Here is a 16,891-nt window from a genome sequence, read left to right as displayed (position 1 = left end):
GCTTAGTATACTGACATTATTTTATTACTAAAACTTTTATATATATGTTCTAAAAAATTTTGTTCATTAAGATTTAATTTCTATATTAGAGTGATTGGATAAGACAACCAACTAAATTATGAACTTTATTAATTAGAACAGATTCAATATATATGCAAAATGTATTAAGTTTTAGTCCAGGATATCAGAAATATCTCTGGTTCCAATGTCAATTGCTTGGCTTATAGCTTCCGTAATTTTAGAAAAAGGTATACTTAAGTACGACGGAAAAAATATAACAGTTCTTTGCATGTTATATTTATAAAAATATTAATAGAAGGCTTCATAAAACTAATAGTTTCATGAAACCTTCTCAAATCGGTAAAGACAAGTATTATATTTTTCATTAATTATTACTGCTCAAAATATTTATTAAATCATAATTTTTCTCCACTCATTCATTTTTACGCAGCTATTTTAATATTTTCAAATCTTCTACCACTCAATAATTTGTAATATTTACACTTATCTATTCCATAATGAAAAAGTTCCATTAAAATAAAATTTTTGTTAAGGCTTTTTTACATTTCAAAAGCTTTATTCCTCAACAAACTTTATCAATTCTTCGTTAAATTTCTCACGTTGGTCATAAAAAGCTCCATGACCGCTGTATTTGAATGGGACAAGCTTTGAATTTCTGATATTTTGTTCTTGTACTTGTCCTAGTTCAAAAGGTACAACTTTGTCATGAATGCCATGAATAATTAACGTCGGAACATTTATTTCTCCTAGATCAGAAAATAGAACTTCATTTATCCAAGTATTTGCGATGTCTGCAGTTGCCCAACCTGCTGCTTGTAATCCTAATTGGAAGAACCAATTTGAGAAAGCTTCAGTTATATGTTGATAGAAAAATATATCTCCGAAGCCCTGAAGCATTTTAGGACGATCAGTATATGTTCCTTGAATAATTTGTTGAACAGTTTCTTCTTCTAAGCCATAAGGGAAATTAGGACGTTTTATAAGACTTGGTGCTGCTGCCGCAAAAAGAGCAAGTTTTGATACACCATACCCTTTATGACGAGCCATATATCTAATCGCTATTGCTCCTCCGGTTGAATGTCCTGCTAATGTAATGTTAGACAATTTAAGTACATCAATCACAGATCTAACATCATCTGACAATGAATCATAATCATAACCACTATAAGGCTTATCTGAATCTCCAAATCCTCTCGTATCTATTCCGATACATCTGCATCCCATCTTAGAAAGCTGATCAAATTGATATTCAAACAGCTTATGACTTCCAGGCCAACCATGTAGAAACAAGATTGTATTATTGGCGCCTGGGTTTAGATCTTCTACATAGATTTTCACATTAGGCTCTACTTTAATATAATAGCCCATTTATAAACTCCAATACAAAATTACTATCATTAATATGTTATTCTTTGACCATGAATTTGTGAATTATTGATCTTATTCTTGAAATGAAATACATTACGTAAATTAAATATTTATAAATTAAATTTAACCAAATATAATTTATTTAAATGAAATTACAATTTATAAAACGGAGATGGATAATATTAAAAATAAAATTTTGGTTATTGTAACAAATGAAGATAAATATAAAATTAATGGAAACAATACTGGTTTATGGCTAGGAGAATTAACTCATTTTTATAATGTTATATCTAAAGCTGGGATTGAAATGGATATAGTTAGTGCAAAAGGCGGATTAATACCATTACATCCTCTAAGTACATCAACAGCTATTCTTGATGATCTTACAAAAGCATATTATGAAAATGAAAAATTTATGGCTTTATTAAAAGATACAACAAAAGCCAGTGAGGTAAAATCAGAAGATTATAATGTAATTTACTTTACAGGCGGTCATGGTACTGTGTGATTTTCCTAATAATAAAAGCTTTTCAAAAATTAAACAGTCAAATATATGAAGCTAGTGGAATCGTCTCTGCTGTTTGTCATGGCGTAGGTGCATTGCTTAATATAAAATCAAAGGCTGGTGAGCTTCTTATAAAAGATAAAGCTGTTACAGGTTATTCAAATGATGAGGAGGTTTTAGCCAAAGCACTAGAAAAAATACCTTTTAAATTAGAAGATGAGTTAAAATCAAGAGGTAGTAAATACACAAAAGCATCACAACCATTTACTTCTTATGTAGTTGAAGATGAAAGAATTATAACAGGACAAAATCCTCAATTAACAAAAGAAGTTGCAGAAAAAGTATTACAAGTTTTAAGAAAATAATCCAAGCCATACTTTTGTAAAAGCACCTGCCAATGTTAGATTTTTATTGAGCATTGGCAGATGCTTTGCTTTTTATTTGTTTTTATATTACTGCTCACTATATTTAAATAAGGCTTCAATATCTGCAGTTATTTTATTTTCTCCAATTTCAATAGGTGTAGTTACACTTACATTTTTAAGAGTCATAGCTCCGAGTGGTGCTATCATTCCCTTCTCCTGTTCATTTATTTGTATTGGTATAATATCTAATTTTACTTTTAGTTTATCAGCCATAACACTTGCTTTATTTTGCGCATCTGTAACAGCTATCCTTAAAGCTTCGTAATAATAGGTATTTTGATCTGAAACAATAAAACTAATACCAATTACATTATTTGCACCATTTTTTATTGCAGTATCAATTATTTCACCTGCAAGATCAATATTTCTAATAAGAATTTTTAAATTATTACTTACTTCATAACCTCTAAAAACTTGCTTTCCATCAATATAATCATAATTAGATCTAATATTATAATTTTCAGTTTGTATATATTTGGGTAATACTCCCATTCTTAGAATACTATTTATAACCTGCTGAGTTATATTAGCATTTTCTTCTTGTGCTATTTCTAATTGTTTATTTTCTGTTGTAACGCCAATTACCACTTCTGCTGCATCTGGCTTTACACTTATAACACCTTTCCCAAAAACTTTAAATCTATTATTATCACATTTATTTCTGGTATAATCATCTAAGCTATAATTATCACTATCTATTAATCTAAACATTATTTTCGTCCTTTTAAAAGAATTAACTACTCTATAATATGTTTTTTTCTCACAAATGTCTTCAAGTTATAGTATAAAACTTTTCAACTTTGTCCATAATAAAAAGTATGTGATGAAATCTTATTAATAGATAACAATTATATTAATTTTTTGACATAGTAAACTTATGTAAGCATATTTATAATTATAGTCTAATTTATAATTAATATTTTTCAAAAATCTTGCTGTAAATATTTTACAAAAATGTTATAATTTATTAACAAGATTCATTATTTTTCATTAAAACGTATCAAAGGAGAGTTGGCAAATGCTAAATATAAATATGTTGATGTGCCTATTAAGCTTTTTATTTATATTTAATAATTATAATATAAGTACAATAACACCATTTCAAGCTTTAGTAACAGAGGTTGTAGAAGATAATAACACAGAAATGGTACATGGTACCAATCAATATGATGTTAAAATAATTACAAATCCTATTATAACTAAATATGAAAAATTTAAACAAGAAGAATTAGAAAAAGAAATACAAGAAAAAAAGCTGAAGGAAGAAGAGAAAAAGAAACCTGAGTATAAAGAATTTATACTCACTTTTTACACATCCCTTGAATGTGAAAATAGTAGTGCGGGTGCAGTTACCTGCCAAAACAAACCACTATCACCAGGTGGTGTAGCTAATAACGTAATTCCTCAAAATACTAAAATACATTTAGAAGGATATGGTCAGGTTGTTGTTAATGATAGAGGCTCTGATAAATATTTTGGTGTAGATAATAGATTAGATGTCTATGTACCAAGAGAATCTGGTGAAAGTGATAGACAATATTCCCGCAGAGTAAACAACTATGGAATACAGAAAGTTCAGGGATATATAATTAAATAGCCCCCCTGAACCTGTGAGCAACTTAAATTTTTATTCCTTGTGGAAATTTAAAGACATTATTAGGATCATATTTTCTTTTTACTTCTTTTAACTTATATAAATTTTCACCATAATATTCTTTTTCATAATCTTCAAGTTCTGCTGAAGGAAAATTAATATAAGCTCCTGTTGTAATAAGTTTTATATATTCAAACTTATCTTTAACCCATTCTATATTTTGAGGCCCATATTTAGCATCTTCCCAGACAGATTGTATTCCCATTATAAACTTTGCATCTCTATAATAGAAGGCTGTAGCATTCCTAGTTTTGTCCACAACTGCTCCACCCAATCCATATAACGAAACAGCTGTATATATTGCTCCTTCTGCTCTAATACTTACTAAATTTACAATATTCTCAATATAATTTTTGCTAAAATCATCATATACAAATCTCCCTGATGACTTATATTTTTCATATGGTGGATGGCTGTCTTGAATTATTCTATTTGCTTCTAATACAGTAATATAATCTAAATGAAATATTCCATTCTTAAAAACGCTTTTAAGTGGAGCTAAAATTCCACTAGCCTCTTCTTCACTTCCGTAAAATAATCCTGTAATTTTGACCCCTTGTCCTTTTTCTTTAGAATTATATATTCCCATTTTTAAATTAATTCGCCTATCTAAATCTTTAAAAATATTTGTGTATGTTCCAAATATTTTAATTATTTCTTCTGTTTTAACTTTTATATAATCAATGGTTATTAAAGTTGCCATTTTTATTTTTTCTGGCAGCTTAAAGGTCATGCTAGTAATTACTCCAAAGTTTCCTCCACCAGAGCCTCTACAAGCCCAAAATAAATCTTCATTAGAACTTTCTGAGGCATCTATTATTTCCCCTTTATAATCTACCATTACTAACTCAAGTATATTATCAGCAGCTAACCCAAGTAATCTGCTAGAATATCCCCATCCTCCACCTAAAACTAATCCTACTACTCCAACTGTCGGGCAGCCTCCTCCAGCAAATGGATATCCAAGTGCTCCTAAGGTTTCATAAATTTCGCTATTTCTAACTCCACCCTGTATCTTAACTATATTATTTTCTTCATCTACAATAATATTATTCATTTTGCTAACATCAATAATTACCACATCATTTCCAGTCGAATATCCCTCATAATGATGACTTCCCGACCTTATTCTAATCTCTAATGAATTTTTCTTAGCCCAAGCTATTGAATTACTAATATCAATTTCATTATTACAATAAACAATTACTAGTGGATATTTTTCAATAGATCTATTCCAAGCCTTTCTATCTTCTTCATAACTAAAATCCTCTTTAGTTACAACTTGGCCTGTTAATTTATTATAATCAAATTTCATCAAACTTTCCCCTTCTCCTATATCTTTTGTTAGGTTTTACTATTCTTATATATCTTTTGTTTGATTTTACTATAGGACTTTAAAAATTGCTACATCATATTCAATTTATTAAAAATTTACTTAACTAAAAAATCAGCTTAAACTAAATTTATATAAACGTAAACAATTATTGTTTACACCTATATATTGTGTAGTTGAGGGCATGTTTGACCTTTTTGTGGGATAATTACAATATAAGAGAAAAATATTATATATCTTATATTATTACCAATAAATGATTAATTTTGTTATAATGTAATAAAGACCCATTTTTCAAATAACTACAAAAACTTAATAATATAATTATTAAGATTTAGGGAGGCGTTATCATTATATGAATATCTCTGTAATTGAAAAAAATACAAACCTAATTAATTTAATTAAAAATATGCCTGTTGGATTTTGTATCTATAACATAAATTTATCACCCATAAAATTTATTTTCTGGAATAATTATATGACAGAAATCACTGGCTATACTATGAATGAAATTAATGAATTAGGATTAAATAAAATACTTTCTAATCCCAATTCATTCCATGATTCTATTAGTAAAATTGGAGCAGATAAAGAATACGAAATTATATCTAAAAATGGATCTAGAAAAATAGTAAATGTTTCTACGTCATTAATTCCTATTTGTAATGAAGAAAGTGTTCCTTTAGCTATTGTTAAAGATATAACTAAATATAAGGAATCACAACAAGAATTCTTGGAAGTTAAAGAAAGATACGAAAAGATTTTAGAACTCTCAACTGATTCTATTTTCATACATAAAGATGAGAAATTTATATATGTTAACAACAATACCTTTAAGATGTTTAGCATTGAAAATCCTAAAGATATAATTGGACAATCTATCTACAAATACATACATCCAAGCTTTCGTAATATTATAAAAAATAGAGTAACAGTACAATTAGAAACAGAAGGACAACTTCCTATTATTGAAGAAACTCTTATAGATACCAACGGAAAACTCATCAATGTAGAAGTTGCTTCAAGTTATGTCCCATATAAAGGCAATATCTGCATTTTCACCTTCATAAGAAATATTAGTAATAGAAAAATATTAGAAAACCAGTTAAGAGAAAGTGAAAAATTATATAAGCAGCTTATTGAACTTTTACCTTTTGGCGTGTATATTTTTAAGAAAGATAAAATAATACTTTCTAATAAAGTCGGATTAGATTATTTAGGAGTTTCTAGCTTAGACAAAATTAAAGATAAAAGCTATTTACAAATAGTAAAACCACATCCATCCTCTATGAAAAATCACAAAAGAAGTATTAAACAAGTTATTACAAATAAATACTATCCACTTACTGAAGAAAAGTTTATTAGAATTTCTGATAATAAAACATTAGATTTTGAAGCTGTTGTTACAAAATATCCATATGAACATGGAGAAAACACATACTTAATAGTTTTAAGAGATATTTCTGATAGAAAAAAAGCTGAAGAATTAGAAAAAGACATGAAGGAAAAGTCAAGATTATTATCTGAAGCTAATGAATACGAAAAATTGAGAACAGAATTTTTTGCTAATATATCTCATGAACTAAGGACACCTATAAATGTAATATTAAGCAGTATACAACTTCTTGATTTAAAAGTAAAAAATATAAATACTCTTTCGGAATATAAGGAAGAATATAAAAAGTATCCTGCAATTCTAAAACAAAATTGCTATCGGCTATTAAGACTTATTAATAACTTAATTGATGTGACTAAAATAGATTCAGGATATTTTAATTTAAATTTAATTAATGCAAATATCGTAACTATTGTAGAAGATATTACTTTATCAGTTGTTGATTATACAGAGAATAAAGGAATTTCTCTTACATTTGATACTAACGTAGAAGAAAGAATATTAGCTTGTGATCCTGATAAAATAGAACGAATAATTCTTAATCTTATTTCAAATGCCGTTAAATTTACAGAGCCTGGCGGCAACATATTGGTAAACTTAACTGATAACGGCGAAGATATCATAATTTCTGTGAGGGATACAGGTATAGGAATATCTAAAGATAAGCTAAAAGTGATATTTGATAGATTTATTCAAGTAGATAAATCTCTAGCTAGAAATAGAGAAGGAAGCGGAATAGGACTTTCCTTAGTGAAATCTCTTGTAGAAATGCATAAAGGAGTAATTATTGCTAAAAGTGAATTAAATAAAGGTAGTGAATTTATTATAACTTTGCCATGTTATTTAATGGATGAAAATAACAATACTATTGATTCAAATAATCATGTTATTCAGGGTAATTTAGAAAAAACTAATATAGAATTTTCAGATATTTATTATTAGTATATGTTAATAGTTCCATTCCACATATGGTTGGAACTATTTTACTTTTTCACTAATGATATCTATTAAATTTATGTATAATAAAAAAGCTATCCTTATTTTTATTTTCTGTAAAGTTTCTACTTTTATCTTAATGATTAAAATATTCACATCCTTAAACTTTTAAAATGCAATTTTTTGTTTCAAAACTCTTTCTAATATCTTTAAGTTCACATTAAATTTAAATGTAGAGCCTTCCTGCATCTGCTTTCAACTGAAAGCAGATTTTGCTTCTCTTAGAAATTCTTTTTGTTCTAAAGATAAATCAGTTGACTGTAGTAATTCAAAAAATCCAAATACTCCATTAATTGGTCTTCTTATTTCATGGGACATATTTCCTAAAAACTGACTCTTGGCGATATTGGCAGCTTCTGCCTGGTCCTTTGCTTTATATAATTCAGCTTCAGCGCTTCTCTGCTTTGTAACACCCTCAGCAGTACAAATAAAATACTTAACATTACCATCATCATCTCTATATGGCTTGCTTTTAATTTGAATCAATCTATTTTTGTTTTTCCAATTTTTAAGTTCAACTTCCATTTTTGAGTTGTCGCTTTTTTAAACAAATTCCAATTAATCTCAGACAGCTTATTTGCAGTATTTATGTCAAATATATCGTATAAGTCTTTATATTCTAAATCACTTTTTTTCATTCCAAAGAAACTTGCATGAGCCTCATTAATAGTTGAATAAGAAAGTAACATTGCTTAAAGCCCAAATTTGTGACTCAGAATTATTTAGTAAGAATGATTGCTCATTAATGATTGATTCATATGTTTTTTCTTTTACAATCTTCATTCTTGTATATAAGAAAACTCTGCAATATTTTTTAATATATCAATTTGATTTGCTTCCCATGCTATACACTTAGATAGACTCTCGTAACCAAGGAAACTATATTAATTTTTTCATTTTTCACTGGAATTATAAGTGAAGATTTTATGTTTTCCTTTTAGAAAGTTTCTCTTTCAAGTATTGCTTAAGATTGTTACTTTTTTTGCTATAAAAAAGCAATGTTTTAAAAATGTTAAAAAAAATCCTCACAAGATAGAATCTCGTAAGGATTTTTTTAATTTATTTTATTTTTCCGCCTTCAACTACAAGGCTATCTTCAAATTCTTCACCATATACTGATTTTAATGTTTCATCATAAGCTTTGTGTACAAAATTTTCTTTACCTAAGGTCTCAAGTTCCGTATTTATCCATTCTTTAAGTTCTGTGTTACCTTTAGTTACAGCCGGTGCAATTGTATCTGTACTTCCAAGTGTTGGTACTCCAACAGTGAATCCTTTATTATCTTTAGCCCATGCTATAACTTCTGTATTATCACTTAATATAGCATCTCCGCGTTTATCCTTTAAAGCTTGGAATATTTCCGAGTATTGTTCGAATTTTACTAATTCAACGTCTGGGTGATTTTTTGTCATATAAGTTTCAGCAGTTGTTCCTTTTGCTACTATAATTTTTTTACCTTTAAGCTGATCTTCTGATGTAATTTTAGCATCATCTGGTGAAACAATTCCAAGTGATACCTTCATATAAGGATTTGTAAAATCTACCTTTTGCTTTCTTTCATCAGTAACAGTAAAGTTAGCCATTATTACATCAACCTTTTTAGATTCTAAATAAGAAACTCTACTTGCTGCATCAACTAAAACAAATTCAACTTTTGATTCATCTCCAAGAAGGTCCTTTGCAAATCTCTTTGCAATATATACATCAAAACCTTGATTTTTCCCATCTGAATCTACATACCCAAATGGAGCTTTATCGCTAAATACACCAATTTTTATAGTTCCACGTTTTTTAATCTCATCAATAGAACTAGTGGCTGCAGTTTTTGAATCACTTTTGCTTTGGCTTGTTGATGCTGAATTACCACAGCCTATAAGTCCTCCAATTATTATAGTACTCATAAGCAGTGCTGTTACGATTTTTTTAATGTTTTTCATAATTCATCATCCTCTCATTTATAATTATTATTTTAGTATTGAAATATATTTAGAAAGTGCTTAGCACGTTCCGTCTTTGGATTTGTAAAAAATTCTTCTGGATTTGACTCTTCACATATTTTCCCCTCATCGATAAATATTATTCTATCTGCTACAGACCTTGCAAAGCCCATTTCATGAGTAACAATTGCCATAGTCATCCCTTGTTTTGCTAAGCCTAAAATAACATCTAAAACTTCTCTTACCATTTCAGGGTCAAGAGATGCAGTTACTTCATCAAAAAGAATTATTTCTGGATTCATACATAATGCTCTAACAATAGCTATCCTTTGCTTTTGACCTCCTGAAAGCTGACGTGGATATGAATCCTTTCTGTCTAATAAGCCAACTCTGTCTAAAAGCTGCTCAGCTTCTGCAAGTACTTCTGCTTTATTCCTTTTTTGAACCTTTAAAGGTCCAAGAAGAATATTTTCTATAACTGTCATATGAGGAAATAACTCATAGTTTTGAAATACCATACCTATTTTCTCATGAATTTCTTGGAGCTTAACATTTTTATCTGTAAGACTTTGGTCTTTAAATTTAATATCTCCACCTTGAATTTTCTCAAGACCATTAAGACATCTTAAAAAAGTACTTTTACCACAACCTGAAGGTCCTAGAATAACTAAAACTTCTCCTTTATGCAAATTTAAGTCAATTCCCTTTAATATTTCTTTGTCATCATATTTTTTATGAACATCCTGTACTTCAAGTAAAACAGGATTATTATTCTTATTCATTCTATTCCTCCTAATTCCTAATTAATCCACTTAGCTTCTAGATTTTTTGATATTTTAGATAGTGGATAACATATTATAAAATACAAGAAGAATATGCAGCCATAAATCCAAAAAGATGCAGTAGGAAATTCAAAACGTGAAGTTTCAATAATTTGCTGACCTATTTTAACCACATCTATAACTCCTATTAAAACTACAAGTGAAGTAGTTTTAATCATCCTAGTAGCCAAGTTTATAGTGCCAGGAATCATTCTTCTTATAGCTTGAGGTATTAATACATACCTATATAATTGAAAATAATTTAATCCTAAAGCCTTACCAGCTTCAATTTGATGTTGTGGCAGTGACTGCAATGCACCTCTAACAATGTCCCCCATTTCTGCTGCTCCCCAAAGACTAAATACAATAATAGAAACTACTTCTCCACTAAGGTCTATATTTAGTGCCGTGGTAACTCCAAAATAAAAAATGAATAGCCATACTAATGTTGGTATTATTCTAAAGGCCTCAAGATAAACTCTGTTTATAAAAAGTATTACCTTAGATTTTGTTGTCCTGCTTAAGCCTATAAGTATACCTAAGATAGAACCTATAATAATAGAAATAAAAGCAATCTCTATAGTCACAAATAATCCTTCAAATAATAAACGTTGAATGTTTTTTTCTTGTAAAATAACATTAATTCCCGAACTCTGCATATCGCACCTTCCTTTCTATTAAAGACAGCACAAATGATAAAGGAAGAATCATAATAAGATAAATTACAACAAGCATTGTGAGTGCTTCAAAAGTTGTATAATACATACCAATTAAATCCTTGGTTAAATTGGTAAGATCCATTATTGATATTGCCCCTAAAATAGAAGTCTCTTTTAATAAAAATATACAATTTGCGCTTAAGGAAGGCATACTTATTGAAAAAGCTTGCGGAACTATTACATATCTAACAACTTGAATTTTAGAAAGACCAATACTTACTCCTGATTCAATTTGTGTTTTGCTAACTGCTTCTATTCCACTTCTAAAAGCTTCTGCCATATAACTGCCTCCAAGGAATGCCAACCCAATTACTGCACAAGTACTTTCACTCATCTTTAACCCTAATTTGGGTAATCCAAAATATAAGAAAAATATTTGTACAAGAAGTGGAGTATTTCTCGAAAGTTCTATATAAGCTTGCACAATAATATCCATTACTTTTATTTTAAAATATAGTATTATGCTGCATAGTAATCCAATTACCAATGATAAAGCTATTCCTGCAAGAGCTAATTTCAATGTAAGCCATGCTGCTTTTTCATATAAAGGTAAACTAGTCACTACGAAATTCCAGTCAAAATTCATTTATCCATCACCTTTTTTATCGATTTCTTTTAATTCATATAATTTCTGTAGGAATACATCTATATTATCAATTGTTTCCTAGTTTGTCAATCGCATTTATGTAACATAGTATTTAGTATTAAATATTAAAAATTTATTATTTAATACTTTTGTTTAAAATCCATTATTCGACTTCTCTTATAAAAAACAAATATTTTTTATTTTTATGTATAGAAAGTTAAAAATTTTCTTACTAAAAAAACTAATTATATATAGCAAAAAACAATCTGCATTAAAGTAAATCATAATGACTTAATTTACTAAATAATTAAAATTTCAACATATATATTAATTTTTTTATTCTTTTTCCAAAAACATAAGCCGCCACAAAGCTAACTTAGTAACTTTGTAACAGCTTATTAATTTTTTATTTAAATACTTTTATACGATCTTCTAGTGGATTAAATTGCTTTTCATCGGGTTCTGCTGTTGGTTTCCCAAATGGCATTTGAGCAATCATCTTCCAATTACTTGGTATATTCCACTCTTTTTTTACATCTTCTTCAATAACTTCATTGTAATGCTGCAACGATACACCAAATCCTTCAATTTCTAAAGAAGTCCAAATTATAAATTGATGCATTCCATTTGATTGCTGAGCCCAAATTGGAAAGTTATCCTTGTAAAGAGCATATTGGTTTTGAAGAGACTCAATTACACTGACATCTTCAAAAAATAAAACAGTACCATATCCACTTTTAAATGAATTTATCCTATCCTCTGTACTAGCAAATTGTTCAACAGGAACTATTTTTCTTAAAGCTTCTTTAGTAATGTCCCACAATTTATCATGGTGTTTTCCTAGTAATAAAATCACTCTTGCACCTTGTGAATTAAATGCTGACGGAGTATTCTTTACAGCTTTTTCAATAATTTGTTTAATTGCTTCGTCTGAAATTACCGATTCTTTGCTAATATTATAAAAGGTGCGTCTCTCAGCTACAGCACTATAAAAATCTTTTCCCATATTCTATCCCTCCTATCGCTGTTGTATTTATTATTTCTATTATTTATTCTTATATCTTACCATTTACCTAAATTCATATGTCCTGCTAACTCTGTTTTTGATCTTTGCTTTATAATCCAAGCTTCATCCTTTGCTTGTTTAAAAGCTGCTACACATTTTGGATCTAGATCATCTTTTATTCCTTCTATACTTAGCTCTACTATTTTTGAAGCTAATGCTATAATTTCCATATGAATATCATTTGTTCTGTTAGAGCGATATATTTTCTCTGCTGCTTCACTACTTAATTCTTCAAACTTCTCTGCTCCAACACTACATTTAGGACATTTTTCTGGAGCTGCTTCTCCTTCAAATACATACCCACAAACACTACATTTAAATAACTTTTTCATTTTACCCTCTCCTCTTTAATTTAAAATAAATTTTTAAATCATTATCTTTTTATAATATTTTAACACTTCTTTGCTATACCGCCATAATAATCAAAAAAATGTTATTATATATATATAATAATACTAATTTTAAAACCAGTCAATATTTTTTATTAATTAATAATTTTTATCAATTAATAACTCCTCTTTTACAGGATAGCTATTATTCCAAATTTCACCTGCTATGTAATTTTTAAAAAAGTAATATAAGAACAGTAAATAATTTTATTTTTACATGAAATTATCTACTGTCCCTCAACCTGATTTTTAAAATCTTCAATAACTAGTAACTAATCCTTTATTGAATATATGTCTGAAAATTCTATTTCTATTTTTTCAACTTTTGTCTTAAAAAGGATTTTATCTGCTGGGTTATCATTATCAACTAATACCGCCGGTAATTCTATTAAAAATTGGCTGCCTCTTCCTTCTTCACTTAAAACGCTTATTTTTCCTCCATGCATTTCAACAAAAGATTTTACAAGATATAGACCGATTCCAGTTCCTTCGCATTTTCTAGAAAGTGTATTATTCACCTGCCCAAAACGTTCAAATATTACGCTAAGCTTTTCTTTTGGAATACCTTCACCTTCATCTTTTACTTCAATAATAATACTTGATTTCTTATCTATTATATTTATATATATGTGTCCATTAGGATGGCTATACTTAACGGCATTAGATATTAAATTCAGCATTATACGTTCTACCATATCATGATCAAAACCAATAATTCCTTCTTCAAGCTCTGTATCAAATATAAGTTCTATCTCTTTACTTTCTACATAGCCTGCTACAGATTGAACAATATCTTCAATGACATTTACAATATCACCATTTTTTTTATTAATTTTAATAAAACCAGAATCTAATTTAGTTATATCTAAAAGATTATTTATTAGTCTAATCATTCTCAAACAATTTTGCTTCATTATTTTTAAATATGATTTGCATTTAACTGAATTATCTAACTTATAATCATTTAAATAAAGATTTATAGTTTGAATTGCTGCATAAATTACATTAACAGGTGTTTTTAGTTCATGAGACATATTAGTAAAAAAGTTAGTTATAAGATTATTGAATTCCCTAGTTTCATTAAGTAATTTTAAATTTTTCTCCACATCTTCTTGTAAAGATTCTACTTGCTTTTCAGAAGTTATATCACGCAGAAATGTCATTATTGAAGGTTCCCCTTTATAAGTAAAAAAAGATGATGTATTAGCCACTGGAATAGATTCACCATTACATTTTAATATCTTTTCTTCTTCTATAATCTTTGATAGCTTATTGTAAGTAATATATGAGTATTTCTTTTGAATTCTTAACTCAGGATCTGCTACGTAATGATTATAAAAATTCTTTCCGTTTAAATTTCCTAAATTCTCATATCCTAATAATTTAGCTGTACTTCTATTTGCATATATAATTATTCCATTCCTATGTACAATAATTGCATTTAATGAATTTTCAAATAACATATCATAACAAATTTTATTATTTAACAATAACGCTTCCATTTCTTTTCTTTTTTCATCTTTTTCTTCTAATTCAGTGCTTAATATATTAAGAGTATCATCTTTTGTTTTATTATTTTTTAATTCCGTATCAACATAATATCCAAGTATCCATGCAACAAAAATAAATATTCCTGCTAATATTAAATCTTTTTGAAAATATATATTAATTCCATCTTCTATTGGAGCATATAATAAATCTGCTAAAAGTATAGTAACTGAAGAAAAAAGTGATGTTATAATTCCATAGCGTGAACCATATTGAATAACTGAATATAGTATCAATAATAAAAATAGGTATTTATATTCATTTTCATAAACTGTAGATAAATATATTGGTAAAGAAATAATAAATATAAAAAAAATATTCTCTATAAGCCAAGATATTCTAAATACATTTGATGATTGGTATGTTTTGCGATTTATTATTAACCAAATTATATAACCTAATCCAGTAATACATAAAAAACAACCTGAAATATATAAATTAAATTCACTATTATTTTCGACTTTAAAATCAGTCCAATACTTAGGCAAGTTAATATATACGATTACACTAATAAATGCTATTATTCCAATTTTAATAATTGACAGCATCATAGATAAATTATTTTCATTTTTATTTATAAGAGTATTTATCATAAAAAAGCCTCCTAATATTATAGCAAAGTGCATAAAGTTAGAAGTAAAAATTATTAATTCAAAATATAAATAATTTTCACTTCTAAATTATTAGCTTTTTACAATTCTTTTGAGTTCCATTTTTCTAAACATTTTGGTTCCTTAGGTTGATATGAATTCCATAAACAAGCTGATGCTGAAACTGAAAGTGCCATTTTGGTGCAAAGATTTGATACAAGTACAACAATTGATTTTTTAATTTTATTTTCCAATTTCTCCACTCCCTTCAATTATATATTTTAAAACAAAGTCAACTTTGTTTAATAAACTTATTCCACCTTTAGTAAGAGTTATAGTCTGCCAAAGTACACCAATAGTAATACATTCTATAAATTTTATATAATATAATCCTAAATACTTTTGACTTAATATAAATAAAGTTAATATTATAATTGAGAAAATAAATAATACAATGATAGATTTCTTTTTAAATTGTTTTTTTACTTCAACATTTGTAATAGGCTTCTTAATACTATCTACTGGTGCATTTTTTATGACTGTTATAAAAGAAAATGTCATAATAATTAAACTTATTATCATAGCTGTAAAAATATTCAGTTTGAATAATATATTATTAACAAAAATTCCCGCTATACATGCTATACTTGTACCTATCATAATGCAACGACTTGGTGAAGAAGCGTGTACTCCACCAGAATATTTTCTTAAACTACTGCTTGTAACGGAAAATAATAAAGCCTCATAAAGTACATCAAAAAGCAAACCAAAAATTATAACCCATAAAATAGCAAATATAGTTTGTAATAAATTTATAGCACCATATACAATAATTTGTTCTTTATCTTCATCAACATTTAGAAACAATTTAGCATCATTTCCTATTTTAGCTGCTACTTTTTCAGTTAAAGACATTTCTTTATATCTTCCTTCCTCTTAAATGCATAATTAAATATCATTATAAACAATAATAGAAAAATTAAAGATGGTATACCTAGTAAACATTTTGTAACAGGATTTGAAAATTCCATATTAATATTTAATAAATTTAATAAAATCAAATTAAAAAATTCACTTAGTGAAAGCATAAAATATACCAGCAAAGTGCTATATATAGATTTAATTATGGGTATTCCAGTAATCGCCATAATACTTATAGTTAAGATTATATTAATTATCATATGCACTCCCAAATATATGGGCAGCCATCTCACAAAAAATGAAGTCAGTGATAATACTATGCTTAAAAATATAAGCCTTAATATATTAAAATACTTACGAGATACTATGTGGATTCCCAATATATAAATAAATGCTTCTGGCAAATTTCTAAGAAAAAATTCTATCCAAGTAAGTTTTAATATCCTCCTCACCCCCTTTGGATATGGACTATATAAATTTAAGATTTCATTCTGATTCATATGCTTTTTATAAAATTCAATCTTTTCTATATTATATACTATTTTTCAATTATTTTCAATTATCTCCTTTTATAAACTTCATTCTCTATATTTTCATAATTATAATATAATAAAC

At 27.5% G+C, this 16,891-nt stretch carries 18 protein-coding genes; 4 read left to right on the top strand and 14 right to left on the bottom strand.

The window, feature by feature from the left end; translation table 11 throughout:
• Nucleotides 1-576: 576 nt before the first annotated feature.
• Complete coding sequence (locus tag CLPUN_RS26165; protein ID WP_077850122.1) at nucleotides 577-1,389, bottom strand: alpha/beta fold hydrolase; 813 nt, start codon at nucleotides 1,387-1,389, stop codon at nucleotides 577-579.
• Between the two features lie 172 nt (nucleotides 1,390-1,561).
• On the opposite strand from CLPUN_RS26165, the gene CLPUN_RS28310 reads away from it, so the two are divergent.
• Entirely contained in the window at nucleotides 1,562-1,897 is a 336-nt protein-coding gene (locus tag CLPUN_RS28310; protein ID WP_198944416.1) for a type 1 glutamine amidotransferase family protein, read from the top strand.
• Nucleotides 1,894-2,259 (top strand): type 1 glutamine amidotransferase family protein, encoded by a 366-nt coding sequence (locus tag CLPUN_RS28305; RefSeq protein ID WP_198944415.1) that lies wholly within the window; start codon nucleotides 1,894-1,896, stop codon nucleotides 2,257-2,259. The genes CLPUN_RS28310 and CLPUN_RS28305 overlap by 4 nt, the downstream gene beginning before the upstream one ends.
• 87 nt (nucleotides 2,260-2,346) lie before the next feature.
• On the opposite strand, the gene CLPUN_RS26155 is transcribed toward CLPUN_RS28305, so the two are convergent.
• The gene (locus CLPUN_RS26155) at nucleotides 2,347-3,030 is read right to left on the bottom strand and encodes an SIMPL domain-containing protein (protein WP_077850121.1); all 684 of its coding nucleotides are present in this window, start codon (nucleotides 3,028-3,030) and stop codon (nucleotides 2,347-2,349) included.
• Between the two features lie 307 nt (nucleotides 3,031-3,337).
• Between CLPUN_RS26155 and CLPUN_RS26150 the strand changes: the two genes are divergently transcribed.
• A complete protein-coding gene (locus CLPUN_RS26150; protein ID WP_077850120.1) occupies nucleotides 3,338-3,916 on the top strand; it encodes a 3D domain-containing protein in 579 nt (192 codons plus the stop codon).
• Between the two features lie 22 nt (nucleotides 3,917-3,938).
• Here CLPUN_RS26150 and CLPUN_RS26145 read toward each other — a convergent pair whose 3' ends face one another.
• Nucleotides 3,939-5,291 (bottom strand): FAD-binding oxidoreductase, encoded by a 1,353-nt coding sequence (locus CLPUN_RS26145; protein ID WP_077850119.1) that lies wholly within the window; start codon nucleotides 5,289-5,291, stop codon nucleotides 3,939-3,941.
• Between the two features lie 370 nt (nucleotides 5,292-5,661).
• On the opposite strand from CLPUN_RS26145, the gene CLPUN_RS26140 reads away from it, so the two are divergent.
• Entirely contained in the window at nucleotides 5,662-7,644 is a 1,983-nt protein-coding gene (locus CLPUN_RS26140; RefSeq protein ID WP_077850118.1) for a PAS domain-containing sensor histidine kinase, read from the top strand.
• A 249-nt stretch (nucleotides 7,645-7,893) separates the two neighbouring features.
• Here the strand turns inward: CLPUN_RS26140 and CLPUN_RS29040 are convergent, their stop codons facing one another.
• The 11 genes from CLPUN_RS29040 to CLPUN_RS26090 form a co-directional block, all read right to left on the bottom strand.
• The gene (locus CLPUN_RS29040) at nucleotides 7,894-8,184 is read right to left on the bottom strand and encodes a histidine kinase dimerization/phospho-acceptor domain-containing protein (RefSeq protein ID WP_242954258.1); all 291 of its coding nucleotides are present in this window, start codon (nucleotides 8,182-8,184) and stop codon (nucleotides 7,894-7,896) included.
• Nucleotides 8,181-8,336: a hypothetical protein gene (locus tag CLPUN_RS29035; RefSeq protein WP_242954257.1), complete on the bottom strand. Its 156-nt coding sequence runs from the start codon at nucleotides 8,334-8,336 to the stop codon at nucleotides 8,181-8,183. The genes CLPUN_RS29040 and CLPUN_RS29035 overlap by 4 nt, the downstream gene beginning before the upstream one ends.
• A gap of 421 nt (nucleotides 8,337-8,757) precedes the next feature.
• The gene (locus CLPUN_RS26130; RefSeq protein ID WP_077850117.1) at nucleotides 8,758-9,636 is read right to left on the bottom strand and encodes a cysteine ABC transporter substrate-binding protein; all 879 of its coding nucleotides are present in this window, start codon (nucleotides 9,634-9,636) and stop codon (nucleotides 8,758-8,760) included.
• A gap of 32 nt (nucleotides 9,637-9,668) precedes the next feature.
• On the bottom strand, nucleotides 9,669-10,418 hold the full coding sequence (locus tag CLPUN_RS26125; protein ID WP_077850116.1) for an amino acid ABC transporter ATP-binding protein: 750 nt from the start codon (nucleotides 10,416-10,418) through the stop codon (nucleotides 9,669-9,671).
• 17 nt (nucleotides 10,419-10,435) lie between these two features.
• Nucleotides 10,436-11,116 (bottom strand): amino acid ABC transporter permease, encoded by a 681-nt coding sequence (locus tag CLPUN_RS26120; RefSeq protein WP_077850115.1) that lies wholly within the window; start codon nucleotides 11,114-11,116, stop codon nucleotides 10,436-10,438.
• Nucleotides 11,097-11,762, bottom strand: coding sequence for an amino acid ABC transporter permease (locus tag CLPUN_RS26115; protein ID WP_077850114.1), 666 nt, complete (start codon nucleotides 11,760-11,762; stop codon nucleotides 11,097-11,099). The genes CLPUN_RS26120 and CLPUN_RS26115 overlap by 20 nt, the downstream gene beginning before the upstream one ends.
• 406 nt (nucleotides 11,763-12,168) lie before the next feature.
• Entirely contained in the window at nucleotides 12,169-12,768 is a 600-nt protein-coding gene (locus CLPUN_RS26110) for a nitroreductase family protein (protein ID WP_077850113.1), read from the bottom strand.
• Nucleotides 12,769-12,824: 56 nt separating this feature from the next.
• Complete coding sequence (locus CLPUN_RS26105; protein ID WP_077850112.1) at nucleotides 12,825-13,160, bottom strand: rubredoxin-like domain-containing protein; 336 nt, start codon at nucleotides 13,158-13,160, stop codon at nucleotides 12,825-12,827.
• Nucleotides 13,161-13,489: 329 nt separating this feature from the next.
• Complete coding sequence (locus CLPUN_RS26100; RefSeq protein WP_077850111.1) at nucleotides 13,490-15,358, bottom strand: sensor histidine kinase; 1,869 nt, start codon at nucleotides 15,356-15,358, stop codon at nucleotides 13,490-13,492.
• Nucleotides 15,359-15,456: 98 nt separating this feature from the next.
• Nucleotides 15,457-15,609 (bottom strand): cyclic lactone autoinducer peptide, encoded by a 153-nt coding sequence (locus CLPUN_RS26095; RefSeq protein WP_077850110.1) that lies wholly within the window; start codon nucleotides 15,607-15,609, stop codon nucleotides 15,457-15,459.
• Complete coding sequence (locus CLPUN_RS26090) at nucleotides 15,599-16,270, bottom strand: accessory gene regulator ArgB-like protein (RefSeq protein WP_077850109.1); 672 nt, start codon at nucleotides 16,268-16,270, stop codon at nucleotides 15,599-15,601. The genes CLPUN_RS26095 and CLPUN_RS26090 overlap by 11 nt, the downstream gene beginning before the upstream one ends.
• Nucleotides 16,271-16,891: the final 621 nt, after the last annotated feature.

It is taken from the genome of Clostridium puniceum (assembly GCF_002006345.1).
GTDB classification, from domain to species: domain Bacteria; phylum Bacillota; class Clostridia; order Clostridiales; family Clostridiaceae; genus Clostridium; species Clostridium puniceum.
The sequence above is the reverse complement of the archived record's forward strand: the minus strand, read 5'-3'. Positions and strand labels throughout refer to the sequence as shown.